Genomic DNA, 25,691 nt, shown 5'->3' on the forward strand with positions numbered 1-25,691 from the left:
CATGTTGTTCAATCCCTTCTCTTCTCTATTTTATATTGACCGGATATCCTTCTTCTTTAAGTTTTTCCACTAAATGTTCCACATGGCTTTCATTGGCCGTTTCCAATTCCAAGCCCACTGCTGTCGAGCCGAACCCGATGCCGTGTTGGCTGCGCGCATGGGTAATGGAAATAATATTGGCATTAAACCGGGAAATAAGCAGTAATAATTTAGCCATTTCTCCGGGTTTATCGGGAACCACCGTTTCAAAGAAAAGTTTCCGCCAAGAACGAATTAAGCCGCTATTAATAACACGCGTCATATTATTGACATCAATATTGCCGCCGCTGACCAGAGCGACAACTTTTTTATTGCGAATACCGGAAATTTTCCCGTTCATCAACGCCGCCACAGGCACCGCACCCGCACCTTCGGCTACCGTTTTGGCCCGTTCCAATAATAATAAAATCGCCCCGGCAATTTCCGTTTCATCTACCGTCACCATATCATCCACATAGTGCCGACAAAGAGCATACGTCAATTCTCCCGGCTTTTTGACGGCTATACCGTCCGCCAGCGTAGCTTTACCGTCATACGTAACAATCCGACCTGCTTCCCGAGATGCCAGCATAGACGGCATATTCTGCGCCTGCACGCCGATAACTTTAATGTTCGGGTTCAGGCTTTTAGCCGCTACCGCCAATCCGGAAATTAAGCCGCCGCCGCCGATAGGCGCCACAATCACTTCAGTTTCCGGTAATTGTTCCAAAATTTCCAACGCAATCGTGCCTTGCCCGGCAATGACTTCCGGATCATTAAAGGGATGCACAAAAGTATACCCGCGTTCCTTCATGAGTTCCACCGCTTTGGCCGCGGCTTCATCAAAAAAATCACCGTGTAATACCACGTTCGCCCCATACCCGCGAGTAGCGGCCACTTTTGCCAACGGCGCATGTTTAGGCATACAAATCGTCGCCTGACAACCGTATTCTCCGGCCGCCAACGCCACCCCTTGCGCATGGTTGCCGGCCGATGCGGCAATTACACCCTTTGCCCGTTCTTCCGGTGACAAACACGCTACTTTGTTGTAAGCGCCGCGCAATTTAAACGAACCGGTGCGTTGCAAATTTTCCATTTTCAAAAATACTTGACAACCGGCCGAATTGCTTACGGAATGCGTATACGACAAACCGGTCTGTTGTGCTACGCCTTTTAGGCGTTGCCGAGCGTCTTTTATCATTTGTAAAGTCACTCGTTCTTCACTCATAAAAAATTCCCCCTTACATGGTTGGTATTATGAGATTGCAGTTCTAATATACGTCACTCCGGTCTCACTGTCAATATAATTTTTCTCATTTTGTTTATTACTGTTATACATTTGTATGTGGATAGTAGAGTATATTTTATTGCTATACACGCTGCCCGACGATACGTCTACGGTCTGCAACCATACAAAAACGCCTGCCTTTATCAATAAAGACAGACGTTGTTATTCTATATGCTGTTATTTTCCGATAAATTCCCGCAACAATGAATTTCCCGGCACCACTTGGGACGGTAAACTTTTAAATGGTTTTAAAAATTTTAACAGCCGCTGTGCTTCCGCATAATGCGTACTGTCTTTTTCAATAGATGCCAACAACGGCTCCGCATATGGTTTCAATACGGACAACTCATACGGTAAAGCCGTATTGAAAATGGTGTCCGCATCTTCTTGATACGGATAAATATTAACTTCTTCCCCCCGACGGACATCCGCCCATACATCCATCGTCGCCAATGCGTCCCGATCTCTAAATTGGCGATCACGCACCATCCGCCGAATAATCCGCGTATCGGAAGTAGAAATGCGATTATGATCATTTATGCGAATTTGCGTAAGTACACCTAACGAAATTTTTACTTTTTCATATCGCGGCAACATGTACGTCAAAGAATCATTCAAAGCATGCAATCCTTCTACAACAATCGGCTGCTGCGGTTCCAAATGAACCGGCAGGGTGTCAAAATATCGTTTCCCTTCAACAAAGTCGAACCTTGATAAATACACATCTTTGCCCTGCTGTAAGGCATCAATCTGTTTATTGAATAAAGGGACATCAATGGCCCGCAATGATTCAAAATCATAGGAGCCGTCCGGATTTTTCGGCGTATCTTCCCGATTATAAAAATAATCGTCTAAAGAAATTTTTACAGGACGCAATCCCACTACCCGCAATTGCGTTGTCAAGCGTTTGCAAAAGGTCGTCTTACCGGCGGAAGAAGGACCGGAAATCAGCACCACTTTTATTTTCGGTCGTTGCTGAACAATATAGTCGGCAATTTCCGCTAATTTTTTTCCTGTAAGGCTTCCGCCATATCCACAATATCTTGAATCGTATTGTCGTCTATATAACGATTTAAATCCGACACATATTCACACCGAACAATCCGCCCCCAACTTTCCGCATCTAAAAAAAGCCGTGCCATTTTGGGAATTTCCTTGTACACCGGAAGCGCCTCGGGCGACTGCGGCGTCGGTAATTCTAAAATAATTCCCGGTGCATACGAACGTACATGAAAACACGTAATATAGCCCATACTCGGCAACAACGGCCCCATATAATAATCAAAAATACGACCGCATTGGTACGCCATAATATGATGAATATCCAAGTGTTGCAATAATTCCGCTTCCCGTTCCATATGACGGTTACGGCACATTTCCATCGCCATTTCCGTACCCGTAATGACTTGCGTCAATTTTTCATCTTGCGCCACCATCTCTTCCATCCGCTGTTGAATCATCTTCACATCCCGCACCGTAACGGTATGACCGATACTGAGTTCACAATACAGTGCTTTTCGCAAGGCATGTTTTACAAATACCTTGCCTCCCGGATATAAATCATCCACCGCTCTCACCAGGAGCATAATCGCCGTTCGTTGTAAACAGCTGTTGCCCTCCACGGTACCTAAAGAAAACCAGGTAATTTCCCCATCGGCAGTTACTTTCGTATCCAACCCGACAAAATCCCGATTATATAAAGCCGCCGCTATACGCGGTTGCGCTGTCGCATACTGTTCCCGCACTACCGTTTCCAATGATATTCCCTCTTCTACGGTATAGGTTTTATGTTGTGTTCTGTCTGTAATCGTAATCATATATGTTCCTCCTTTCCTTTCTTTATATTTATTTTATTCGATATTTTTCTCCGCTTTCCTTTTTCTCTTATGTAAGGATGAAAAACAGACCGTAACGAAAAACTGCGCGTTTTCATTCAACACGAAAACACGCAGCCCGCCGACAGTCTTTCTTTCGATATGTCCCTAATTATTTGGTTCCGAAAATGCGATCCCCCGCATCTCCCAACCCCGGTAAAATATATCCCCGGTCATTTAATTTTTCATCTAACGCACCTACATAAATACGTACATCGGGATGATCCGCATTCACTCGTTTAACGCCTTCCGGAGCCGCCACTAAACACATGAGTTTAATATGTTGTATGCCTTTCTTTTTCAATAACGTAATGGCTTCCGAAGCACTTCCCCCGGTTGCCAACATAGGATCGACAATAATAAAATCACGATCGGTAACATCAGGAAGTTTACAATAATATTCTACCGGCTCCAGCGTTTTCGGATCACGATACAATCCGATATGTCCCACTTTCGCCATGGGAATTAAATTCAACATGCCCTGAACCATCCCCAAACCGGCGCGCAATACAGGCACAATTCCCAGTTTTTTGCCGCTGATTTGTTTTCCCGTCATCGCGCATAACGGGGTTTCTATTGCCACTTCTTCTAAAGGCAAATCTCTGGTAATTTCATAGCCCATAAGCATGGTAATTTCTTCCAATAATTGCCGAAAATCCATCGCTCCCGTTTCTTTTTTTCTCATTAATGTAATTTTATGTTGAATCAACGGATGATCCATTACTTGTACCTGCATCCTGTTTCCCCCTTCTTATCGTTCTTCCAACATGGCAATTTTTTCCAAGCGTGCCGCATGACGACCGCCCTCAAACGGCGTTTGTAAGAAAATCCGCACCACTTCCCGCGCTACGCCGGGACCGATAATCCGACCGCCCATCGTAACAATATTCGCATCATTATGTCGCCGACAATATTCTGCGGAAAATAAATCATTACATAATGCCGCACGAATACCTTTGACCTTATTGGCGGCAATCCCGATCCCGATCCCGGTACCGCAAATTAAAATCCCACGCTCAAACGTTCCCGCCGCTACGGCAAGCGCCACTTTTCGGGCAATATCCGGATAATCGCACCGTTCTCCGGTCAACGTCCCGTAATCGGTGACATCCCACTGTTCTTCCTGTAAGTATTTTACCACGATCTGTTTTAATGCAAAACCGCCGTGATCCGCACCTATTACCAGTTTCATAAAAAACTCCTTTCTATAGTTCCGATCTTCCGGAAATGTTTCAATTATACTGCTTGTACATGACCGCCGGCCGCTTTTTTTAAACGATTCATGACCGCCAATCCCAACCCGACGGCTTGCACGCCTTCCGCCAAAATCAAGTCTACCCGCTCTTTATCAAAAAACAACAACCCCGTATAAAGTTTATTGGCCAATGCAGCCGCATCGCCATGATGTCCCCAAATAAACGTATGTGGGGCTCCTACTTGCGTCGCCACTTCTCGGCTGAGCAAAAAACCTACCGTTTTTCCGGCCGCTTTCGCTTCTGTATATGCCGTTTGTACAGCTTCGATAACCGCTTGTTCCGAGCCGACAAAGGCTTGTACGGGAGCTTCCGGCGCATAATGTCTATATTTCATTCCGGGAGCCTTGGGAACGCCCTTACCGCTGACCAAATGAGTATCCAGTACCACCTTTGCCGCCACTTCCGCCAACATTTCCGGCGTAATGCCGCCGGGTCGTAAAATCGTTACTTCATCAGCCGCCGTGCATTCCACAATCGTAGATTCCACGCCGATATGGCAAGCGCCGCCATCAATGATCATCTGTACCCGTCCGTCCATATCATGTAACGCTTCTGCGGCGGTAGTGGGACTGGGACGGGTCGACAAGTTGGCGCTCGGCCCGGCCACCGGAACTTGCGCATATTGCAAAAAGGCACGACAAATATCGTGATCCGGACAACGAACCGCCACCGTATCCAAGCCGCCGGTCGCAACATCGGGTACGCAGGAACGCCGAGGTAAAACCAAGGTTAACGGGCCCGGCCAAAATCGTGCCATCAATTTTTCCGCCAACGGCGAAATATGGTCGCTGATCTGTTCCGCTCCCTGTCGATCCGCTACCGTCAAAATTAACGGATTATCACTCGGTCTGCCTTTCGCTTCAAAAATTCGCCGACAAGCCGTTTCATCCAACCCGTTGGCGCCCAATCCGTATACCGTTTCTGTCGGAAATACTACCAAACCGCCTTGCCGAATACAAGCGCCGGCTTGCCGCAAAAGCTCCTGTTGTTGTTCTATATCTGTAATTTTAAGTAGTTCAGTCTTCATTTTTTCGCTCTTTCTTAAATACCAGATGCCGCAAAATCCTGCCATAATCCCACACGCAATCCTGTAACGTATAGTCGCCGTCAGCCGTGAACAGACGTTGTACCGCTTCTTCTTGTCCCCGTCCGATTTCCACTGCGCATAACCCGCCGGGTTCCAAAAGCGGTACCGTTTCTACAGCCAAACGACGATATATATCCAGTCCGTCTTGTCCGCCGAAAAGAGCCGTTTCGGGCTCCCGACGAATTTCCGGCTGTAATTGCGCCATATCCGCCGCCGTCAAATACGGAGGATTGGAAACAATGACAGAAAATCGTTCCCCCTGCACCTGTTGACAAAGATCGCTTTCCCGCCAAACCGCGCGCGTCTCCAAACCCTGCACGATGCTGTTTTTTTCAGCAATTTGCAAAGCCGCCCGGGAAATATCCACCCCCCAACCGACGGCCTGCGGCAAATGCGCCAATAAGCTTAACAGAATAGCGCCGCTGCCTGTACCGATATCCAAAATCCGCAAAGATTCCCGCTGCTTACAGGCATGAATCACGTATTCCACCAACAACTCCGTTTCCGGCCGGGGAATTAAGACCTCCGGAGATACTAAAAAATCGCTCCCGAAAAACGCCTTCACACCGGTAATATGCGCAACCGCATACGCGTCCGCCCGTTTTTGAATATATGCCTTATATTGCGCCAATTCATCAACATTTAACGGCTCCTCATAATGCGCATATAAATAAATTCTTTCTTTTCCCAACACATGGGCCAACAATATTTCCGCATCCAATCGCGGCGTTTCTATTCCTTTTTGTTGAAAAAATTTTTGCGTCCACGTCAGCACACTGCCAATGGTCCAGATCTTATTCATGTTCCTCCGCCTGCATCAATTCCGCCCGTCGCGCTTCCGCCAAGGCCTGAATAAATTCATCAAGATCGCCGTTCAAAACCGCATCCAATTTATATAAGGTAACATTAATCCGATGATCCGTAACCCGTCCTTGCGGATAATTATACGTACGAATCCGTTCACTGCGATCGCCTGTACCGACTTGACTGCGACGAGCTTCCGTCACCTCCTGCGCAGCGGCCTGTTGTGCCTGATCCAATAACCGCGCTTTTAATACCCGCAACGCTTTGGTCCGATTCTCCAACTGCGAACGTTCATCCTGACATTCCACCACAATTCCGGAGGGCATATGCGTCATCCGTACGGCCGAACTGGTTTTATTAATATGCTGTCCGCCGGCGCCGCTGGCACGAAAATAATCCACCCGTACATCTTTCATGTCCAAATCAATTTCCACATCATCGGCTTCCGGTAACACCGCTACAGTGGCGGTAGACGTATGAATGCGCCCGCCCGCTTCCGTTACGGGAACCCGCTGCACGCGATGCACGCCGGATTCATATTTCAACTTGCCATATACGCCGGCCCCTTCTACCGAAAAAACCACTTCTTTATATCCGCCCAATTCCGGTTCATTGGCACTGATCAGCTCGGCTTTCCATCCCGGTTGTTTTTCAATATATTTCATATACATCCGAAATAAATCTCCCGCAAACAACGCCGCTTCATCACCGCCCGCACCGCCGCGAATTTCCATAATGACATTTTTATCATCATGCGGGTCCTTCGGCAGCATAAGAATATGCAGTTTTTCTTCCAATGCTGCTTGTTTTTTTGTCAATTCGGCAATTTCTTCCTTGGCCATCGCCGTTAATTCCGTATCCGTTGAAGGATCATCCAACAATTCCCGATCCCCACGTATGGTCTTACAAACCTCCTGATACTTACGATATGCTTCAATAATAGGGGCCAGAGAAGCATGCTCTTTGGTCAATTTTTGCCATTCCTTTTGTCGGGCAATAACAGCCGGGTCACTAATGCGTTGTTCCAAATCATTATATTTATTTTCTACTGCCTGCACTTTATCCAAAAACACCGTGTACATCTCTCCTTCTATAGGTTCTGTGCGGTCTGCCCGGTCGACGGTTTGGCCGCCTCCAAAGCGGCAATCGCCACCTCTATCTGATCCGCCTGCGGTTCCCGGGTCGTTAAATATTGAAGCCACAAACCGGGTCGTACCGCTGTTCGTATGCAGGTATGAGAAGAATCCGCCGCCAAGCGAATAATTTCATAACTTATCCCGGCAACAACAGGCATAAAAATAATCCGTGAAAGCACGCGAAAAACAATCCCCGGCCAACCTAAAAATGCAAAAACAAAAATAGATACTACCATAACAATCAATAAAAAATTCGTCCCGCAACGCGGATGAAGACGACTATGTTTTTTTACATTTTCCACCGTCAACGGTTCGCCCGCTTCATAAGTCCAAATAGTTTTATGTTCCGCACCGTGATACTGAAATACACGGTACATGCCGTCCGTAAAAGAAATCCCCCAAATATACAGCAAAAAGATCAGTAATCGCAGCCCGCCTTCCGCCAAATTCAAGTGTACGGAAGCGGCAGTTGCGGACAATAAAAAATGAGCACCGTACGTCGGCAATAAAATAAAAAACACGATCGCCATAACCACGGAAACCGTCAACGTCAATCCCATCTGAACATCCGATACGTTCTCTTCTTCCTCCGCCGCCTTAGCCGAAAAAGACAAGCTCCGCATACCATATAACAAAGATTCATACAACGCCACGGAACCCCGTATAAAAGGTTTCTTTAAAAAAGGAAACCGCTCCGTAAGGGAATGAACGGGCTCACACTGTACGGTAATTTTGCCGTCCGGCAGGCGGACAGCCGTAGCAACTTTTTGCGGACCGCGCATCATAACCCCTTCTATAACCGCTTGCCCGCCTACATACGCACGCGGCTTTTCCATACTGCTCCTCTCCTTCCGCCCAAACATACAAATAGAGCAGAGCATTTCTGCTCTGCCGCCCACTTGTATTGCTGTTATTTAGCTTTTTTACCATAACGCTTATTGAACTGTTCAATACGGCCGCGAGCTTGTTGTGCACGCTGTTGTCCCGTAAAGAAGGGATGGCATTTGGAGCAAATTTCAACGCGAAGTTCCGATGCGGTGGAACGAGTTTCAAACGTATTGCCACAAGCACAGGTAACCTTTACGGTATCATATTTCGGATGAATGTTTTCTTTCACGATTCACACCTCTTTCTTCTCTGACATACAAAATCCATACCGGGTTATTATATCATAGACACCATATATATGGCAAGAATAAAGCCGTGTTTTATGTTTTTTCAAAAAATAGACTCGGACAATTTTTTGTCCGAGTCTATAAAACACGCCGTAAAAATCAACGGCTTACATCATACCGGGCATTCCTCCCATGCCGGCAGGCATAGCCGGTGCGGCCGGTGCATTAGCTTCCGGTTTATCCGCTACCAATGTTTCCGTCGTCAATACCAATGCGGCAATAGATGCTGCATTCTGTAAGGCCGAACGGGTTACCTTGGCCGGATCGACAATACCGGATTTAACCATATCCACATATTCTTCAGTCAACGCATTAAAGCCTACACCTGCAGCCGATGCTTTAACTTTTGCGACAATAACGGAACCTTCCAATCCCGCATTGGCGGCAATTTGACGTACCGGTTCTTCAACCGCACGTTTTACCAAATTAATACCCGTTTGTACATCGCCTTCTTCTTTCAATTGATCCAACACGGGCAAAATATGGATAAATGTCGTACCGCCGCCGGCTACAATACCTTCTTCAACAGCAGCGCGCGTAGCATTCAACGCATCTTCCAAACGTAATTTTTTATCTTTTAATTCTACTTCCGTAGCGGCCCCTACTTCAATAACAGCAACACCGCCGGACATCTTTGCCAACCGTTCCTGCAATTTTTCTTTATCGAAATCGGATGTCGTATCTGCAATTTGTGCCCGAATCTGTGCCACACGATTTTTAATTTCTTCCTGATTCCCGTGGCCTTCCACAATCGTGGTTTCATCCTTTGTAACACGGATTTGACGAGCCGTACCGAGATCTTCCATCGTCACACTGTCCAATTTGCGACCTACGTCTTCCGTAATAACCGTAGCACCCGTCAAGATAGCGATATCCTGTAACATGGCTTTACGACGATCGCCGAAGCCGGGAGCTTTAACCGCAACCGCTTTAAACGTACCGCGTAATTTATTGACTACCAACGTTGCCAAGGCTTCGCCTTCTACATCTTCCGCAATAATCAATAATTCTTTACCTGCCTGTACCACTTTTTCTAATACCGGTAACATTTCCTGAATAGAAGCGATTTTACGATCGGTAATCAAAACATACGGTTCGCTCATAACGGCTTCCATCTTATCCGTATCCGTTACCATGTACGGAGAAATATAGCCGCGATCAAATTGCATGCCTTCCACAACGGAGAGCTGTGTTCCCATGGTCTTCGATTCTTCTACCGTAATAACGCCGTCTTTCCCTACTTTTTCCATCGCGTCGGCAATCAAACCGCCCACTTCTTCATCACCTGCCGAAATGGAAGCGACCTGAGCAATAGCGGCTTTGTCCGCAACCGGAATGGCGCGGCGCTGAATTTCATCCACCAACGTCGTAACGGCCTTTTCAATGCCGCGCTTTAAAATCATCGGATTGGCGCCTGCGGCCACATTGCGCATGCCTTCCTGAATCATGGCCTGTGCCAATAACGTAGCCGTCGTCGTACCGTCACCGGCAACATCGTTCGTTTTGGTAGCTACTTCTTTTACCAATTGTGCGCCCATATTTTCAAACGCATCTTCCAACTCAATATCACGAGCAATGGTAACCCCGTCATTAGTAATCGTCGGTGCCCCGAATTTTTTATCCAATACTACATTGCGGCCTTTAGGTCCCAAGGTTACTTTTACGGCGTTTGCCAAAGCATCTACACCCTTACCCAAAGCGCGACGCGCTTCTTCATTAAACAAAATTTGTTTTGCCATTCTACACACGCTCCTATACGAAAATATTTATTTTTAAATCAGCAAACAGCCAAAATGTCCCGTTCGCTTACAATCAGATAATCCGTTCCTTCAAATTTTACTTCGGTTCCTGCATATTTGGAGAAAATAACTGTATCGCCCGCTTTCACATCCAAGGCAACCCGTTTTCCGTCATCCGTCATTTTTCCCGGACCTGCCGCTACGACTTCTCCCCGGCTCGGTTTTTCTTTCGCCGTATCCGGTAAATAAATACCGCCGGCGGTCTTTTCTTCCTGTTCCAATACACGAATTATTACGCGATCTCCTAATGGTTTTAACATCGTACAATTCCTCCTCAACAAAAACATCTTTATCGTTTTATTAGCACTCAACGGATTTGAGTGCTAATCACTGTCTATAGTGTACTCAAGAAAGGTAAAAAAGTCAATACAATACTAAAAAATACTGTTATTTTTCTTTTCCCCCGCCTGTTTAATAACGGCTGCGGCCACTTCCCGCAACGATCTGCCGTGTTTCATACTATATTGTTGTAGACGCCGATACGCCTCCGCTTCCGGCAAATGAAATTGTGCCGCCATCACGGCCTTCGCCCGCTCTACTTGTTTCCGCGTCTCTATCCGTTCCCGCATGGCCGCCATTTGCCGATAGGATTCCTCTTGCCGGGAAAATTGCGCCACCGCAATTTCTATAGCCGGAAATAGGCGCTGCGGCGACACCGGTTTGACAACATACCCGAAAACGCCGGACGATTTAGCTTTCGCCACCATCTCCTGTTGACTATATGCCGTCAACAACAGTACCGGCGCCAAATGTTCGTGTCCGATGCGTCGTGCCGCCTGAATCCCGTCCAACGTCGGCATTTTAATGTCCAACAGCACGACATCCGGCTTTTCTTGTCGTACCAATTGCCAAGCCGTTTCACCGTTATCCGCCATGCCCACCACTTCATGCCCGTATTCCTCCAACATTTCCCGCAAATCCATGCGAATAATCGCTTCATCATCAGCAATGACCATGCGATATGCCATCTCTGTCCTCCTTTTGCCGTAAAAACCGAACGGTAACCCGGGTCCCCTGCGGCATATTCGCCGCTATGCGCCACTGCCCGTGTAAATCCGTTTCAATCAGCGTACGTACTATTTCCAGGCCTAAATGCGCCGGATTCTCCCGATCGCTTCCCGGCGGCATGCCGCATCCCGTATCCGTCACCGACACTTCCACCTGTTCCCCCTTTGCCTGTACACTTACGGACAACGTGCCGGAGCGTTCCTTACCGAATCCGTGAACCAACGCATTAGTAATCAATTCATTTAAAATCAGGGCTACCGAGGTGGCCCGTCCGGAAGACAGATACAACGACTCCCCCCGAAAAACCGTTTCTATCCGTCGTTCCGGTGCCGCCATACTGCGCACCGCCAATGTCAATAACTGTTGTGCCGCTGCGGCAACATCCACCGTTTCCGCATCTTGCCGTGCTAAAATTTCATGAATAAAAGAAATGCTTAAAATCCGCTGCACACTTTCATTTAACGCCATTTTAGTTTCTTCATTATGCGCACGTCGACTTTGCATGCGCAATAACCCGGCAATGGTCTGCAAATTATTTTTCACCCGATGATGAATCTCTTTAATAACCGAAGTTTTTACTAACAATTCCGCCTCTTTATGATGCAACTCCGTACGCTCCGCCAAAAGAGATACAATTTGCTGTACCTTACCGTGCTGCAATAACGGCAACACCCGACGCGTAAACACGGCCCCCTGAAAAAGTACTTCATCCATATACCCCTTAGCCGTGGCCAACGCCCGCTTGGCGCCGATAAAATCACGCTGGGCATTATAAATATTAAATCCCTGCAACCCGCCTATATGCCCACGCAAATGAAGAATTCCCACCGCCATTTCATCAGCATACGTAATAACCCCGTTACCGTCCACTACTACCACCCCTTCTTGTACCGTTAACGGGCGATATAAATCGCGCGCGGCAATCTCCTGAGGTACCTGCAATGCCCAATACGCCGTTTCTGTCAAGCTCTCTCTACTTACTTCGACATTGCCGAAAAACACCACCGCGGCTATACACGAACCGGCATTATCTGCAAAAGGATATGCCGCCAACGATTCAATCTTCCCATATTGCACTTCCCGACCGGCATGTAACGGGCGCCCCTGTTGTAACACTTGCCAAACCGCGGGTTCTTCATAAGCGGCGATTTCGCACCCCACCCGTACACCTTCCGCCATACTGGATTGCCGGGAAAACGGCGTTCGCCAGGCGACGGAAACCAAAGACTGCGGCTTTTTACCGGGCACAAAAAGTTGTATTTCCCGCCGGGATAAATCACTTGCAAATTGCAAAATTTCTTCACTATGCTGCAAAATATGAATTTGTACTTCCGAAAGCGAACTGTACCTGCGACAAATCTCTAAAATAGATGTGTTCATAAACACCTTTCCCCCAATAACCTAGGTTTCGTTTCCCGCCGCGGACGCAATCGCTAAATTGGGTTTCGCATTTAACGTCAAATCCGAAAATAAACCGGCCCGTGCCATATAATATGCCCGACACCCGATCATAGCGCCGTTATCCGTACACAATACAGGCTGCGGTCGATAAAAGGTATACCCTTTTTCCATACATGCCCGTTCCATAGCGGCGGCCAAACCGGAATTGGCCGATACGCCCCCGGCTACGGCAATTTTTACGGCGCCGCTATATTGTGCCGCATCCATGGTTTTTTCCACAAGCGTTTCCACCACCGTCTTTTGAAAACAAGCCGCCACATCCGCCGCCACATAAGTTTGCCCCCGCTGTTCCAACGTATGCAAATAATTCAACACGGCGGATTTTAAACCGCTGAAACTGAATTCAAAATTATGTTTTTCATGCAGCGCTTTGGGAAAAACAATCGCTTCCGCATTTCCCTGTTTTGCCAGCGAATCAATTTGCGGGCCGCCGGGATAAGGATAGCCCATAACGCGGGCAATTTTATCAAACGCTTCTCCCGCCGCATCATCCCGTGTCTGTCCCAGCAAAACAAACGCATTATAATCCTGTACTTGCACCAATTGTGTATGGCCGCCGGAAACCACTAAACATAAAAACGGCGGTTCCAATTCCGGATGACTGAGAAAATTGGCAAATATATGCCCTTCCATATGATTTACGCCCACTAACGGCTTATTCACGGCAAAACTGATAGCTTTAGCGGCGGCTACCCCTACCAGTAAGGCGCCTACCAACCCCGGTCCATACGTAACGCCGATATGATCCATATCTTCCAACTCGCACCCGGCGACCGTAAGCGCTTCCCGAATAATGGGCAACACATATTCAATATGCTGTCGCGAAGCAATTTCCGGCACAACGCCGCCGAATTTCCGATGAATCGGCACCTGCGTCGAAATAATATTGGAGCATATATGTCGTCCGTCCCGAATCACGGCCGCCGAGGTTTCATCACAACTGGTCTCCAACGCTAATGTATACATATCTTTCTCCTTCTCTTATTATATACTCCAACAATACCGCTCTTTTTTACACTCCATCACACACGCATCCTCTGTAGGCTGCGAATAATACGCACGGCGAACGGACACCGCCGCATAGCCCAATTTGCGATACAATTGCTGCGCCGATAAATTAGACACCCGCACTTCCAAAAAAATCGACGCACACCCGACACGCCACGCCGCTTCCATAAGTACGCGCAAAAGCAATTCGCCATATCCTTTACCGCGAAAAGCAGGCAGCACGGCGACATTCGTAATTTGCCCCTCATCCGCCACATGCCACAATCCGGCATATCCGGCAATGTCGCCCCGGTCCGTAACCAATACATAGTACATAGTCAACGCCGTATTCTGCAATTCTCGTTGAATCGCCACTTGCGACCAAGGTACGGAAAAGGCCTCCCGCTCGACGGCAAAAATACCGGAAGCATCCGTTTTCTGCGCTTTTCTGACAATCATGCCTTGCCTCCATGCCGTTTTTCCCACAATACTTCCGCTTCACTTCGCCGTTTATACGCCGGGGTCAACCGCATGCAGTCGTCCGTATCGTTATTTTCCAGCCGTTGTGCCGCCGCCAGCGCCGTACTGCCGGCCCGAGGAATCGCCATCGTCGCCGGGGCGATGCGGAATAAAGGATCCGCCGCCAAATACGGCATCGCCAACCGCAAGCCGTCACCGCAAAATACCGTCGGTTCGCCCCGTTGCCGTAAAGACCGTAACACCTCCGTTACCGGCGCAATATACGTATCTTGCACCACTTCCAACGTATCCCGTCGCCACCGATATAAAGAAACATATACATTTCCCTTTTGGGCATCAATTAACGGACAAATCAAATCCCCGACCCCGACAAAATTCCAGGCCAGACCGACCGGCGTTTCGATGCCGACCAGCGGCACACGCCAAGCGAATGCCAACCCTTTTGCGGTAGCCAGTCCGATACGCAGCCCTGTAAACGATCCGGGACCGATAGACACCGATACACTGTCAATTTGTTGTTTCGTAACCCCCGCCTTTACCAACATATCGGCAATATGGGGCATCAATTGTTCCGAATGCGTTAACCGGGCCTGAATCGTTAATTCACTGCGCAATACACCTTCATGCAGCAGCGCCACGCTCGATACGAGACCGGATGTTTCAATGGCCAATTGCATAATTCTTTACCTCTTTTTCAACCGCTTCCCATTGCGAACCTTGCCATACAAAATGAAACTTCCGTTCGCAAAGACCCGGGTTATCAATATATACATGTGCCGCCGTATGCGGAATACATTCGGGGAATTTTTCCGACCATTCAATAACCGTCACCCCGTGTTGCACATATTCATCAAATCCCAACGCCGCCAACTCCGACGCCTCTTCGAGACGATAAAAATCAAAATGCTGCAAAGGAATCTCATGTTCATAATAATTTAAAATCGTAAACGTAGGACTCACTACCGGCTCTGTAATCCCCATACCGCGAGCAATCCCCTGCACAAAATGCGTTTTTCCCGCACCCAAATCCCCATGCAGGGCCAACACGTTACCGTCACGCAAAACGGCTCCCAACCGTTCTCCCAGCGCCACCGTTTCCGCTTCTGAGCGAGTTATTATATCTGTCATGCCGTCCTCCTTAAAAATGCGTCCATCCGTGCGGCGGCACAATGCTTTCTTTTCCGTCCTGCACCCACCGCACCCTGCCTGTGCCGGCGCATACGCGACCGATAGGCGTAAGATTCGGAATTTGCCGCCGCACTGCCGAAAAAGTTTCCGGGGGCAACGTAAAAATCAGCTCATAATCTTCTCCTCCCTGCAACACATAATGAAACACATCTTTTTTCTCCTGTGCACACCATTGTCGCAATGCCGCCGATACCGGTATGGATTCCGCATATAATACCAAGTCCGCATGAGAAGCCTTGGCGATTTCATTGGCCTCACCGGCAATGCCGTCACTAATATCATTGGCACAACCGCCATGATGCGCCGCCAATATTCGCCCCAACTGTATTTGCGGTACCGGATATTGATGCGCCCGCACTAAGGATTCATACCCTGCGGTTCCGGACAATAACACATCCAACCCGGCGCCGGCATCACCCAAGGTATGCGAAACCGCCACGATGTCGCCCGCTTTCGCGCCGCTTCGCAACAACGCGCGACCCGCTTCCACTTCGCCCAATGCGGTAACCGTAATAACCGCACTTTCCTTGGCCATTACCGTATCACCGCCGATAATATTCACCCCATACGTCCGACAAACGTCCTGCATGCCATCATACATCGCCAACACCTCCGACACTTCCATCGTCGGTGCCAGCGCCGTCGATACTACCGCCTGTGTCGGCACGGCGCCCATGGCCGCCAAATCACTCAAATTGGCCGCCACCGCCTTATATCCCACCGCATGCCACGTCGCGGTTCTATGAATAATAAAATGCTCACCTTCCACCATCGTATCAATCACCGCCACCTGTTCCCGTCCCGGGGTGGTGCGATACACGGCACCGTCATCACCGATGCCTACTACCACATTTTCCGGAGAAACCGACAGCCGCTCTTGTATCATACGAATAATCCCGAATTCCCCAACATCCGATATTTTCACGATAATCTCCCTTCTCGAACTTTGTTTCTATTTTAATGTATATATAGAAAAAAGTAAACGACTACGCGCGACCTTCCCTATACAAAACAGGGACATGACCCTGCATCATGTCCCTGTCGCTAAAAAATACACCCTTACGATCTGCCGGCAAAATGATCCTTGGCGAATTGCATATCCTGTACCGTTTCCAACGTCCCCAAGTACTTTCCGTCACGATCGCGTACGGCAAAATACGTAACAAATAACGGTTTCCCCTTACGTTCCGCCCATCGTTCCACCTTGTCCCGACGGCCGGCTTTAAACTCGCTGATAATCATCCGTACCATCGCTTCAATTTTCGGCGGATGACAAGAATACACATCCCGTCCGATCGCCGCCATAGGACGCTTAAATACTTTCGGTCCTTCATTAAAAAACCGATTCACATCCTCCTCATCTACAAAGGTAATTTCTACCGGCATCGTATTTAACACAGCCGTCAACTGCCGTACAGTAAAACTGCCGCCGGGCATGACGATTTTACCGTCTTCCCACCCTTCCGGAAGCACCGCCGCTTTTCCCGCCGTTGCCGCCGCCCATACTTCCGCCGGCAGAGAAAAGGCCGGATCGTACTCTTCGCCGTCCTTATAAATCTGAACCCAATCCGCTTGCGTAAACGTGCGTACACAAATAGGAAATAAAATATGCTCTTCCTTATAAATCATTTCTTCCGCCCGCTGCACCAACGTCTTGACTTCCTCCCGCCAAATTTCTTCATGAAACTCTCGACGTTGTAACAGGCGTACATCCCGGCGAATTTCATCATCTACCGTCCACATGACCTTTGACGGTCCGGTAACACCGTATTTCTGTGCCAATAAAGGATACAGCAAATCTCCTTTTTTAGCATAATGAATCGCCAAATCGGACATTTTCCCCAAAGAGTCCCCGGCATCCGTTCCCTTTTCCAAGTCCTCCTTAACTGCAACAATCGCCTGCCGGAGCACATCATTTTCTCGTTTAAACGTGCGTAAAGGATGACCGGTTTCCTCATACGCATTCCGGAGCATTTGCTCCACCTCTTCCGGATTTTGCACCCGCTGTCCCGCCGCATCATGAAATAAAGCCGAATGCAAATCACAAAGTTTCTGCACTTCCTCTATCGGCGTTCCCTCTTGTATCAATTCCTGTTCCGCCGCCATAATTTCCGCCGCTTCCACATGCGAAAAAGAACGGATAAACGCTTGCCGAACTTGTTCCAAAGGAATCCCGTCATGTAATTGCAACAACATCTTTTTTAATTCCGCTTTACGTTCTTCACGATTTTTCGCCACCTCCGGACCGGCAAACCCGACCTCCTCCCGACCTTCGATGGCAAACCCGGCTTTGCGAAAAGCCCGAATGACATGGCCCAACGCAATATGTTTAATAGCCGCGCCCTGCGGAATCGTCATCACCTTGGCCACCGTATGTTGCGCCACTTTATTTTCCACCTCTGAAAATCCGACTGAAGACAATATCTGTACCACTTCCGGATACTCTTGAATCAACTCATACACACTCTTTTTTAAATCCAACGTTTTTTTCATTGTCCGTCCCTCTTTTCTCGCTAATATCCATACGTACCGCCTTTACATCGTCATTATACCATATACCCTGCCGGCAAGATGTTGTTTTTACAACCAACCGGAGAGGATCATAAAAAAAACGGCATGCTTCGCATTTCGCCGCGAAGCTGCCGTCTTGACCTGGACCCTTGAAAACGCGCCTTGCCGATTTATAAATATTTTTTCATTAAAATATTCAGCCGTACCTGCTCTTCCTCTCGCTGTACCCCCGTTCGATACGTCACGGAAGAATGAATGCTGTAGTTGTTCTTTCTTTCCCTATCTATGCCGATTGCCGTTTCTGTATCTATCTTTTTACGGTCTGTATAATTGAAATACTTATTGAACGTAACATATATATCCCGATACATGACCTTCATACCGGCCCTAAATTCTCGATCCCGTATATCCGCCCGGGCAATTTTTCTTTGCAAACTGTCCGTATACGGATCCTGTACATAGTGATGATATGTATACTGTACTTCCGGCTGCATCGACCAATGATTCCGCATCTGAATCTTCCGCCCTACCTCCAATGACAACCCTATATCATCCGCCCGTACGGAAGCCTTTTGCCTACGATATACACCATTATTCACCGTATGTATATCTCTACCGAAAACCGCATACTGACACAACGCATCTACATACAGTCCATGCGAAAAATACGTTGTCTTGCTTAAGCCGCCGCCAAGCATCTTGGTACTTCCATTCGCCACATGAAACCCTGCTTTATTATGAATAACATTAATATTTTTATCCATAATACGATCTCGTAAATATTGCGCCTCTTCTTGCCCATAAAAGAAATACATCCCCGTAATACTACCGTCTTGTCCGATTATATTCCTGCCGACACCTAAAATCCGACTATAAGAATTCTTAAAAGCCACCATCCTCGCTTTCCCTATTTTCCGCTTTCCATCTTTATCAACTTTCCATGTCGGTAACTTATATATACTAAAATATTTTCGATGTATACGGTTTGTCGTATACGTTGTCCACCACGATGATTTCTTCTTTTTTTCCGCTGCCGCCACGTTTCGCCGCTCCAAGCTCATAAGGCCCGCTTTCGCCAAATCAAGACCGGTATCCGGGTCGGACGGCTGTATGTGTTGGGCATTATTAAGCAATATAAATCTTCCCTTGTCATCGCCGATCCTATACGTTTTCCCATGTACAGCCCACGTTACAAAAGGGGATCCCAACCACCCCCCACTTACCTTACGTGGGATCGGCTTTTCCCATTCGGTCACGACCGTACCGTCTTTCGGATCCTTCGTACGGTTACGCAAAATAAAGCCGCCCATATCACTCTTGTTATCTAGCGGTGCATTAGTTTTCAGCTTATATATATCCGTGTACTCATCCTGAGGACGAAACATGACGGCTACCCAATACTCTTTCCCTTCTATCGGCTCTCTTCCCACTTCCGTATAATCATCCGTATCCGTCAGTTCATGTACCGTTCCGTCCGACCGGATATAACGATATGTATTTAAATCATTAGCCGCCGCAACCTCGGTCATGAATAAACAAGCGGCAGCCAACACACTATACAATATTTTTTTCATACAAGTGCTCTCTTTCTTATCATTCCTTTACAGACGCCATGGACACGCCGCTTAAAAATGAAATTGTGCCCAAAACCGATAGGTCTGTTGCCGTTTTTTATACGTCTTACCGCTCTTTCTTGAACGCCACAATACTTGCGTGCGAGAGGAAACTGCCGCCCCCAACTCGCCGTTCCGATGAAAATGTCGTTCCCACCCGATTTCATATTCCGTTACCGCCGGTAAGCGATACTGATTATACCACGAAAAATATCGGTTCACCTTCGCATAAATCCCCTTATACGCTACTTGCAAACCGACACGGATGTCTTCTTCATGTCGATATATACGCCCGAATTTCCTTTGCAAACTGTCCGTATACGCATGTTGATCATACAAATGATACGTATACTGCACTTCCGGTTGTAAAGATACATGAGACATGACCGCTATATGCCGCCCCGCTTCCACCGACAGTCCCACATCCGATCCCTGTACGGACGCCTTTTGACTGCCATATATGCCGTCATTTACCGTATGTATCTGACGATCAAATACGGCATATTGCCCCAGCACTTCTCCGTACAGCCCGTGCGCAAAAGGTTTAGTCTTACGAAATCCCACGCCGAACATATCCGTCTTGGCATTGGCTACATGAAAGCCGTTCGGATTCGCAATCCACCGTATCCTTTCATCAAGAACGGACGTCCTGAAATATCGACCGGCCTCTTGTCCGTAAAAAAAGTACATACTGTTTACACTCTTATCGCGCCCCATGCGATTGTTACCGATAGTCCATACACGAAGCTGCGTTTCTTTCTCAAACAGATTATACCGCATTGCGGTTTTCCACTTTCCCGCCGCATCTCGTTCCCATAACAACCGCCTATTTCCCACGCCCTGCACATCTTGTATATGTGCCGACGTGTAATGGGTCCACCACGCTGCCGACTCCGTCACTGCGGCCACCTTCCCATGGGCCTCACCATTCCGTAAACAAGTCTTCGCCAAATCCACATTTGTATCCCTGTCGGTCGGCTCTATATGAATGGCATTATTAAGCAATACCATTTTTCCCGGAGTCTTCGGTACAGAAACCTCGATTCCGTCTGTGGTTCCCCATACATGAGGGCATTTTGCCATATCATATAAATTACGAGGAATTTCTTGCTCCAGTTCTGTTATCTGCTCCCCCGGATGCTCCGGATCGGGCATGCGCTTGGTAACCGTAAAGCCCTCGTGATGAGTCAACGGCATATTCGTTGCCAATTTACCGATAATCGTATCCTGCGACTTAGGTACCGCCGAAAAGGCCCCCCAATACGTTTTTCCTGCCACCGTTACGTTTCCTACTTTCGTATATCCCGCATCCGTAACATTGACAATCGTACCGTCCGAATTAACATAACGATATGTATATAAATCATTTGCCGTCACCGTACCGGTCATCATCACCGTCAGTACCGATAACCACCATACAGCCTTTTTCATCCCGTACCACCTCTTTTATTTTCCTACGACAGCATTTATTATTATACTGTGATTCATCCGAACATACAATACCTATATAGTCTTTCCCCTATAGCGAATGTGCTCTCCTACCCGTAACCACCCGCACCTTCCCGAATACCGCCGAGCCACCGTCAACACCTTCCCTAAAAATGTACCGACACATGGCAACAAACGACAATACATGCTGCCGATTCTTTGTCCGATGACATTGCAGCTTCCCCAACTTTCTCCGTTAACACCTGTACTCCCGGTATTACACCAGCCATATATCCACCCTTTGCCGATCAAAAAAATCACAGGCGGCATATACACCGCCTGTGTACAATTCTTCGTATAAAAAAATCCACCTGCAAAGACAACGCTTTGCAGGTGGACGGTTACGCATCCATAGAAATCACATGATTCGTATCGGCTACGGTAAATTTGGCATACTTCGGTTCGCCGTTATGTTCAAAATACAGCGTATTCCCGTCCAGCGTACCGCGCCAACTGACAATAATCGGAAATTTTTTGCTCAACTCCAGCAACATGTGTACGGGATTCAAGTTTAAAATAGGCGCAAATAAAAATTCCACATTGTCAATCATGACCACTTTGGCATGCAATCGCTCCAAGGCGGTTGCAATCAGGGCCACTGCCCGTTCCGGGCGATCGGCGCGGGGAATGGCGAGAAATTCGTCGTCGAACAGTTGCCGCGCTTCACAAATTTTCCACCCGTCTTGTTCCGATAAATCCCGAATGACCTTGCTTTTTCCCGAACCGGGGCCGCCGATAAGGATGAGAATTTTTTCCTCTTCCTGCGCCACGTACTTCCACCGTTTTAAAACCTCTGCATCTGTCACCATGGAAATCACCTTCGTTTGTTAATATTGACTTACTTGTATCTTTATTATACTGGAACGGCAACGAAAAAGCAAAGTTCCTTCTCGCCCCGCTTATAAGCCGTAGCGTGCCGTCGGATTTTGCACATCGTGCAACGGACCTTCCGTCAAGATAACATCATCCACATACTGTGTATCCCGTTTGATGACAAAGGCTAAATACACGCCCGGTTGATACGGACTGCTGTAGTAGTACACATCGACTCCCTTGGGATCCGTCCCCGTATGATCCACATGGTCGGGATACCCGTATAAGCCCAACACGGTGGACACATGGTAACCCAACGTCGCGCCGCGATCGGTATAACCGCTGTTGGTCAGTAAAAACACCCGTTTCACCTTATTTTTTCCGTCTACCGCCACGCCGTAATTATTATATAACCAAAACGTATCGGTGCCTCGTTTAAGTTGATTATTCCACATATTATAGCGGTTGGCAATGAACGGTTCGTCCAAGCCGAACCCCATGAGTGTAAAATCCCGCTTTTCCCGCGCCTGTCGCCCGGTAAGCGCCTGTTCCCGATGATACGGATAACGGGCCTCCATGAGCGCCACCCGCTGTACCTTCCGTTCCGCTACGGCAAAGATCAAATCCGTACGGCCCGCTTCATAAACCAAATAATACACATTGGCGGCGGCATCCCGCAAAACGTTGTGCGGTACGCCATAACGACGCAAAACGAGTTCTACAGGATTGTGCAAAAAAATATTTCTGCCAATCGACACCGTATCGCCTTTGGCCAAAAAAACGGCATCCACTTGCGGTGTATACGTAAATCGGCCGTCCGCCGTTTCCTGTTCCGTACGCAATACACAGCGCAGAGATTCTTTATCATTACCGTAATGCAGGGTCATAAAATGATCCGTCTTCGTAATGCGTACGGGTTTACCCAATCTTTCTTCCACTTGGGCTTGTGAAAAGCCCCGTTCAATTCCCTGTATATTCAAATCCGCCGCAATAAGAGGAATAACATGCAACGTATCTTGCTGTGCCAATAGTTGTCGTTGCGCGGCCGTAACGGGCGTCAAGGGAGTTAAAATAGAAAGTATTTCTTTGCTTTTTTCTCCCAACGGACCGGTCGGCGCCGTCTTGTCCGTGTCCGGATGTTCCCGGCATTCACGTTCCAAGCGGGCGTAGGCATCCTCTTTTGCCGGCTTGGCCGGCGTATCCGTCGTATCCTTCGGCTGCTCCGCCGCGTCGGTCGTCGTTGCCGTTGAAACGTTTTCTTCTATCGCTGCGGGCGTAAACAACGGCGATTCCGCCGTCACCGCACTGCTTCCGGCAAACGCGAAAACAATGCCCGCCGTCAACGCCGTCATTATAGATATATGGTATTTCATACTTCCTCCTGTATGGACAGTCCTGCTGTTGTATAATAACTGAAATATAACATGGTTTACCCGGTTTGCTGCCGGCGCCGTAACAAAAAAAAACGCTTGTCCCCTACCGTGCATCCGCCTGCAACCCGCCACTGCAACATGTCTCTTCTTAGTATACTGTTCCCGCCTTGTCGGGTCAATTCCCAACCGCCGAACAAAGCGAAAACGATATAAAAAAAAGTACCCGTCGTAGCGAAACCGACCGCTGCGAGGGTACTTTACTATAAAAAATACACGTTGCCCTATTTGTTTTCTATTGTTTTCATGGTCGGGAAAAGCAGCACATCGCGAATAGAAGCGCTGTCGGTGAGAAACATAACCAAGCGGTCAATACCGATTCCCAAACCGCCTGTAGGCGGTAAGCCGTATTCCAGAGCGCGGCAATAATCTTCGTCCATCTGATGCGCTTCATCATCCCCGCGTTCCCGTTCTTCCATTTGTGCCGTAAACCGTCGCCGCTGATCCAAGGGATCATTTAATTCGGAAAAGCCGTTTGCCAATTCCCGCCCGTAAATAAAGGCTTCAAAACGGTACGTCAGCAGAGGATTTTCCCGTTGCTGCTTGGTTAACGGGGAAATTTCCAAAGGATGACCGGTAATAATCGTCGGCTGTATTAATTTTTCTTCTACATATTCTTCAAAGCAGGCGTTAATAATCTTGCCGATACCGTCAAATTTCCCGTACGGCACCTGTAACTCGTCCGCGATGGCTTGTGCCGCGGCCAAATCCGTCACGCCCGTAAAATCTTTGCCCGTAAATTCGGCTACCGCTTCAATCATGGTCATGCGCTTCCAAGGAGGGGTCAAATCGATTTCCGTATCCAAATACGTAATTTTTGTCGTACCGTACAGTTGCTTTGCCAACGTGGCGACGATGTCTTCCGTAATGGCGATCACGTCTTCCAAGTCCCCGAAGGCCTGATATAATTCAACCGTTGTAAATTCCGGATTATGCCGGGTGTCAATACCTTCATTGCGGAAGCAGCGATTCATTTCATACACGCGTTCCAATCCGCCTACCAACAGTCGTTTCAAATGTAATTCCGGGGCGATCCGCAAATACATGTCCATGTCCAGCGCATGGTGATAAGTTTTGAACGGCCGTGCCGCCGCCCCGCCGGCAATCGTATGCAGCATCGGCGTTTCTACTTCCAAAAAGCCGCGTTCATCCAAATAGCGACGAATGCCCTTAATGATTTTTGAGCGCTTAATAAACGTATCCTTCACTTCCGGATTGACAATGAGATCCAAATACCGCTGCCGGTACCGGGTTTCTTTATCCGTTAACCCGTGAAATTTTTCCGGCAACGGACGCAGTGCCTTAGTTAAGAGTTTCCAGTCACTCACGCGAATCGTCGTTTCCCCCGTATGCGTAGTAAAGACCGTACCTTCTACACCGATAATATCGCCGATGTCCAAAAGTTTAAACAGCGTATACGAGTCTTCGCCCAGCAAGTCTTTACGAAAATATACTTGTATTTCACCGCTAATATCGCGCAGTACACAAAAAGCCGTCTTGCCGTGCCGACGAATGGCCATGAGACGCCCGGCCAAATGCACCACCGTTGCCGCCGTTTCCAAAGTCGTTGCCGCTTGTTTGACGTCTGCCGCATGATGATCCCATTCGTATTTTTCCCCGAACGGATACACGCCGGCAGCGGCAAATTGTTCCATTTTTTCTCGCCGTACGTGCATTTGATCATTTAATTTTTCTATATCTGCTGCAGTTGTATCTGTATGCTTAGTATCTGCCATCTGGGGTTCTCCTCCTACTGTCTTATGCTTCAGGCGGTAAAATGCGATATTGCAATTCACCTGCCGGGGCCTTTACGGTGACCACTACCGGTTCCTGTTGACTGATAAGTTGTCCTAAAATCGCCTTTCCTACAGGCGATTCATTGGAAATTTTATTATTGAACGGATCGGCTTCCGCCGTACCGACGACGGTATAATCAAACCGTTCACCCGTTTCCACATCTTCCAATACGACATGAGAACCCAACCGCACTTTAGCCGCACTGTCATCGGCGGCCTGAATGATTTTAGCCGTGCGAATTTTCCCTTCCAATTCGGCAATGCGCCCTTCAATAAAGGCCTGTTCATTCTTAGCGTCATCATATTCCGAGTTTTCGCTCAAGTCCCCCAATGCAATAGCTTCTTGAATGCGCTTGGAAACAGTAATACGTCGCACCGATTTCAATTCATTCAATTCATCCTTCAGCTTTTGCAAGCCTTCCTGCGTAATTAAGGTTTCTGTATTCATAACCGTACTCCTTTGTATGTTCCTGCGTATA

General features: G+C 48.0%; 27 protein-coding genes. All 27 read right to left on the bottom strand.

All coding sequences use genetic code 11. The annotated features are described in order from the left end of the window. Positions 1–25: 25 nt before the first annotated feature. Positions 26–1,246 (bottom strand): threonine ammonia-lyase, encoded by a 1,221-nt coding sequence (ilvA, locus tag HMPREF1039_RS05495; protein ID WP_007391438.1) that lies wholly within the window; start codon positions 1,244–1,246, stop codon positions 26–28. A gap of 237 nt (positions 1,247–1,483) precedes the next feature. Beyond that, complete coding sequence (locus HMPREF1039_RS08380; RefSeq protein WP_007391458.1) at positions 1,484–2,263, bottom strand: uridine kinase family protein; 780 nt, start codon at positions 2,261–2,263, stop codon at positions 1,484–1,486. A 44-nt stretch (positions 2,264–2,307) separates the two neighbouring features. Beyond that, the gene (locus tag HMPREF1039_RS08385) at positions 2,308–3,123 is read right to left on the bottom strand and encodes a hypothetical protein (protein ID WP_007391461.1); all 816 of its coding nucleotides are present in this window, start codon (positions 3,121–3,123) and stop codon (positions 2,308–2,310) included. 169 nt (positions 3,124–3,292) lie between these two features. After that, on the bottom strand, positions 3,293–3,916 hold the full coding sequence (gene upp / locus HMPREF1039_RS05505; protein ID WP_007391406.1) for a uracil phosphoribosyltransferase: 624 nt from the start codon (positions 3,914–3,916) through the stop codon (positions 3,293–3,295). 15 nt (positions 3,917–3,931) lie between these two features. Continuing rightward, positions 3,932–4,372, bottom strand: a complete 441-nt coding sequence (gene rpiB, locus HMPREF1039_RS05510; RefSeq protein ID WP_007391412.1) for a ribose 5-phosphate isomerase B — start codon at positions 4,370–4,372, stop codon at positions 3,932–3,934. 44 nt (positions 4,373–4,416) lie between these two features. After that, on the bottom strand, positions 4,417–5,463 hold the full coding sequence (locus HMPREF1039_RS05515; RefSeq protein ID WP_007391451.1) for an L-threonylcarbamoyladenylate synthase: 1,047 nt from the start codon (positions 5,461–5,463) through the stop codon (positions 4,417–4,419). Then, positions 5,453–6,325, bottom strand: coding sequence for a peptide chain release factor N(5)-glutamine methyltransferase (gene prmC / locus HMPREF1039_RS05520; RefSeq protein WP_007391419.1), 873 nt, complete (start codon positions 6,323–6,325; stop codon positions 5,453–5,455). Before prmC ends, HMPREF1039_RS05515 begins: the two co-directional genes overlap by 11 nt. Beyond that, positions 6,318–7,400, bottom strand: a complete 1,083-nt coding sequence (gene prfA / locus HMPREF1039_RS05525; RefSeq protein ID WP_007391421.1) for a peptide chain release factor 1 — start codon at positions 7,398–7,400, stop codon at positions 6,318–6,320. Before prfA ends, prmC begins: the two co-directional genes overlap by 8 nt. A gap of 17 nt (positions 7,401–7,417) precedes the next feature. Beyond that, complete coding sequence (locus tag HMPREF1039_RS05530; RefSeq protein WP_007391420.1) at positions 7,418–8,299, bottom strand: DUF1385 domain-containing protein; 882 nt, start codon at positions 8,297–8,299, stop codon at positions 7,418–7,420. 74 nt (positions 8,300–8,373) lie between these two features. Next, positions 8,374–8,580: a 50S ribosomal protein L31 gene (gene rpmE / locus HMPREF1039_RS05535; protein ID WP_007391442.1), complete on the bottom strand. Its 207-nt coding sequence runs from the start codon at positions 8,578–8,580 to the stop codon at positions 8,374–8,376. A 165-nt stretch (positions 8,581–8,745) separates the two neighbouring features. Then, positions 8,746–10,377, bottom strand: coding sequence for a chaperonin GroEL (gene groL, locus HMPREF1039_RS05540; protein ID WP_007391413.1), 1,632 nt, complete (start codon positions 10,375–10,377; stop codon positions 8,746–8,748). A 38-nt stretch (positions 10,378–10,415) separates the two neighbouring features. Then, positions 10,416–10,697 carry a co-chaperone GroES gene (gene groES, locus HMPREF1039_RS05545; RefSeq protein WP_007391424.1) on the bottom strand — a complete coding sequence of 94 codons (282 nt, stop codon included), beginning with the start codon at positions 10,695–10,697 and terminating at the stop codon, positions 10,416–10,418. A 114-nt stretch (positions 10,698–10,811) separates the two neighbouring features. Continuing rightward, positions 10,812–11,405, bottom strand: coding sequence for an ANTAR domain-containing response regulator (locus tag HMPREF1039_RS05550; RefSeq protein WP_007391452.1), 594 nt, complete (start codon positions 11,403–11,405; stop codon positions 10,812–10,814). Beyond that, a complete protein-coding gene (locus HMPREF1039_RS05555; RefSeq protein WP_007391427.1) occupies positions 11,380–12,825 on the bottom strand; it encodes a histidine kinase N-terminal domain-containing protein in 1,446 nt (481 codons plus the stop codon). Before HMPREF1039_RS05555 ends, HMPREF1039_RS05550 begins: the two co-directional genes overlap by 26 nt. A gap of 21 nt (positions 12,826–12,846) precedes the next feature. After that, a complete protein-coding gene (tsaD, locus tag HMPREF1039_RS05560; protein ID WP_007391423.1) occupies positions 12,847–13,872 on the bottom strand; it encodes a tRNA (adenosine(37)-N6)-threonylcarbamoyltransferase complex transferase subunit TsaD in 1,026 nt (341 codons plus the stop codon). A gap of 18 nt (positions 13,873–13,890) precedes the next feature. After that, entirely contained in the window at positions 13,891–14,352 is a 462-nt protein-coding gene (rimI, locus tag HMPREF1039_RS05565) for a ribosomal protein S18-alanine N-acetyltransferase (RefSeq protein WP_007391433.1), read from the bottom strand. Then, complete coding sequence (tsaB, locus tag HMPREF1039_RS05570; protein WP_007391449.1) at positions 14,349–15,050, bottom strand: tRNA (adenosine(37)-N6)-threonylcarbamoyltransferase complex dimerization subunit type 1 TsaB; 702 nt, start codon at positions 15,048–15,050, stop codon at positions 14,349–14,351. Before tsaB ends, rimI begins: the two co-directional genes overlap by 4 nt. After that, positions 15,034–15,501, bottom strand: coding sequence for a bifunctional tRNA (adenosine(37)-N6)-threonylcarbamoyltransferase complex ATPase subunit type 1 TsaE/phosphotransferase (locus HMPREF1039_RS05575; protein WP_007391405.1), 468 nt, complete (start codon positions 15,499–15,501; stop codon positions 15,034–15,036). The genes tsaB and HMPREF1039_RS05575 overlap by 17 nt, the downstream gene beginning before the upstream one ends. 10 nt (positions 15,502–15,511) lie before the next feature. Beyond that, a complete protein-coding gene (gene thiL / locus HMPREF1039_RS05580; protein ID WP_007391409.1) occupies positions 15,512–16,486 on the bottom strand; it encodes a thiamine-phosphate kinase in 975 nt (324 codons plus the stop codon). Positions 16,487–16,620: 134 nt separating this feature from the next. Further along, positions 16,621–18,054, bottom strand: coding sequence for a DUF438 domain-containing protein (locus HMPREF1039_RS05585; protein WP_007391429.1), 1,434 nt, complete (start codon positions 18,052–18,054; stop codon positions 16,621–16,623). Between the two features lie 188 nt (positions 18,055–18,242). Further along, entirely contained in the window at positions 18,243–19,646 is a 1,404-nt protein-coding gene (locus tag HMPREF1039_RS05590; RefSeq protein ID WP_007391408.1) for an autotransporter domain-containing protein, read from the bottom strand. A 51-nt stretch (positions 19,647–19,697) separates the two neighbouring features. Continuing rightward, positions 19,698–21,116 carry an autotransporter outer membrane beta-barrel domain-containing protein gene (locus HMPREF1039_RS05595; RefSeq protein ID WP_007391448.1) on the bottom strand — a complete coding sequence of 473 codons (1,419 nt, stop codon included), beginning with the start codon at positions 21,114–21,116 and terminating at the stop codon, positions 19,698–19,700. Between the two features lie 72 nt (positions 21,117–21,188). Beyond that, entirely contained in the window at positions 21,189–21,443 is a 255-nt protein-coding gene (locus tag HMPREF1039_RS08015) for a hypothetical protein (protein ID WP_007391428.1), read from the bottom strand. A 71-nt stretch (positions 21,444–21,514) separates the two neighbouring features. Beyond that, a complete protein-coding gene (brxF, locus tag HMPREF1039_RS05600) occupies positions 21,515–21,982 on the bottom strand; it encodes a BREX-3 system P-loop-containing protein BrxF (protein ID WP_007391441.1) in 468 nt (155 codons plus the stop codon). A gap of 90 nt (positions 21,983–22,072) precedes the next feature. After that, positions 22,073–23,359: a hypothetical protein gene (locus HMPREF1039_RS05605; protein WP_007391407.1), complete on the bottom strand. Its 1,287-nt coding sequence runs from the start codon at positions 23,357–23,359 to the stop codon at positions 22,073–22,075. Between the two features lie 281 nt (positions 23,360–23,640). Beyond that, on the bottom strand, positions 23,641–25,152 hold the full coding sequence (gene lysS / locus HMPREF1039_RS05610) for a lysine--tRNA ligase (protein WP_007391436.1): 1,512 nt from the start codon (positions 25,150–25,152) through the stop codon (positions 23,641–23,643). A gap of 22 nt (positions 25,153–25,174) precedes the next feature. Next, complete coding sequence (gene greA / locus HMPREF1039_RS05615) at positions 25,175–25,660, bottom strand: transcription elongation factor GreA (protein WP_007391443.1); 486 nt, start codon at positions 25,658–25,660, stop codon at positions 25,175–25,177. Positions 25,661–25,691: the final 31 nt, after the last annotated feature.

It is taken from the genome of Megasphaera lornae, assembly GCF_000214495.1.
Lineage (GTDB): Bacteria > Bacillota > Negativicutes > Veillonellales > Megasphaeraceae > Megasphaera > Megasphaera lornae.

Coding starts and splice junctions, on each gene's coding strand:
- ilvA (WP_007391438.1), bottom strand. CDS start 1,246: ATGAGTGAAGAACGAGTGACTTTACAAATGATAAAAGACGCTCGGCAA.
- HMPREF1039_RS08385 (WP_007391461.1), bottom strand. CDS start 3,123: ATGATTACGATTACAGACAGAACACAACATAAAACCTATACCGTAGAA.
- upp (WP_007391406.1), bottom strand. CDS start 3,916: ATGCAGGTACAAGTAATGGATCATCCGTTGATTCAACATAAAATTACA.
- rpiB (WP_007391412.1), bottom strand. CDS start 4,372: ATGAAACTGGTAATAGGTGCGGATCACGGCGGTTTTGCATTAAAACAG.
- HMPREF1039_RS05515 (WP_007391451.1), bottom strand. CDS start 5,463: ATGAAGACTGAACTACTTAAAATTACAGATATAGAACAACAACAGGAG.
- prmC (WP_007391419.1), bottom strand. CDS start 6,325: ATGAATAAGATCTGGACCATTGGCAGTGTGCTGACGTGGACGCAAAAA.
- HMPREF1039_RS05530 (WP_007391420.1), bottom strand. CDS start 8,299: ATGGAAAAGCCGCGTGCGTATGTAGGCGGGCAAGCGGTTATAGAAGGG.
- groL (WP_007391413.1), bottom strand. CDS start 10,377: ATGGCAAAACAAATTTTGTTTAATGAAGAAGCGCGTCGCGCTTTGGGT.
- groES (WP_007391424.1), bottom strand. CDS start 10,697: ATGTTAAAACCATTAGGAGATCGCGTAATAATTCGTGTATTGGAACAG.
- HMPREF1039_RS05550 (WP_007391452.1), bottom strand. CDS start 11,405: ATGGCATATCGCATGGTCATTGCTGATGATGAAGCGATTATTCGCATG.
- HMPREF1039_RS05555 (WP_007391427.1), bottom strand. CDS start 12,825: ATGAACACATCTATTTTAGAGATTTGTCGCAGGTACAGTTCGCTTTCG.
- tsaD (WP_007391423.1), bottom strand. CDS start 13,872: ATGTATACATTAGCGTTGGAGACCAGTTGTGATGAAACCTCGGCGGCC.
- rimI (WP_007391433.1), bottom strand. CDS start 14,352: ATGATTGTCAGAAAAGCGCAGAAAACGGATGCTTCCGGTATTTTTGCC.
- tsaB (WP_007391449.1), bottom strand. CDS start 15,050: ATGCAATTGGCCATTGAAACATCCGGTCTCGTATCGAGCGTGGCGCTG.
- HMPREF1039_RS05575 (WP_007391405.1), bottom strand. CDS start 15,501: ATGACAGATATAATAACTCGCTCAGAAGCGGAAACGGTGGCGCTGGGA.
- HMPREF1039_RS05585 (WP_007391429.1), bottom strand. CDS start 18,054: ATGAAAAAAACGTTGGATTTAAAAAAGAGTGTGTATGAGTTGATTCAA.
- HMPREF1039_RS05590 (WP_007391408.1), bottom strand. CDS start 19,646: ATGAAAAAAATATTGTATAGTGTGTTGGCTGCCGCTTGTTTATTCATG.
- HMPREF1039_RS05595 (WP_007391448.1), bottom strand. CDS start 21,116: ATGAAAAAGGCTGTATGGTGGTTATCGGTACTGACGGTGATGATGACC.
- HMPREF1039_RS08015 (WP_007391428.1), bottom strand. CDS start 21,443: ATGCCGCCTGTGATTTTTTTGATCGGCAAAGGGTGGATATATGGCTGG.
- brxF (WP_007391441.1), bottom strand. CDS start 21,982: ATGGTGACAGATGCAGAGGTTTTAAAACGGTGGAAGTACGTGGCGCAG.
- HMPREF1039_RS05605 (WP_007391407.1), bottom strand. CDS start 23,359: ATGAAATACCATATATCTATAATGACGGCGTTGACGGCGGGCATTGTT.
- lysS (WP_007391436.1), bottom strand. CDS start 25,152: ATGGCAGATACTAAGCATACAGATACAACTGCAGCAGATATAGAAAAA.
- greA (WP_007391443.1), bottom strand. CDS start 25,660: ATGAATACAGAAACCTTAATTACGCAGGAAGGCTTGCAAAAGCTGAAG.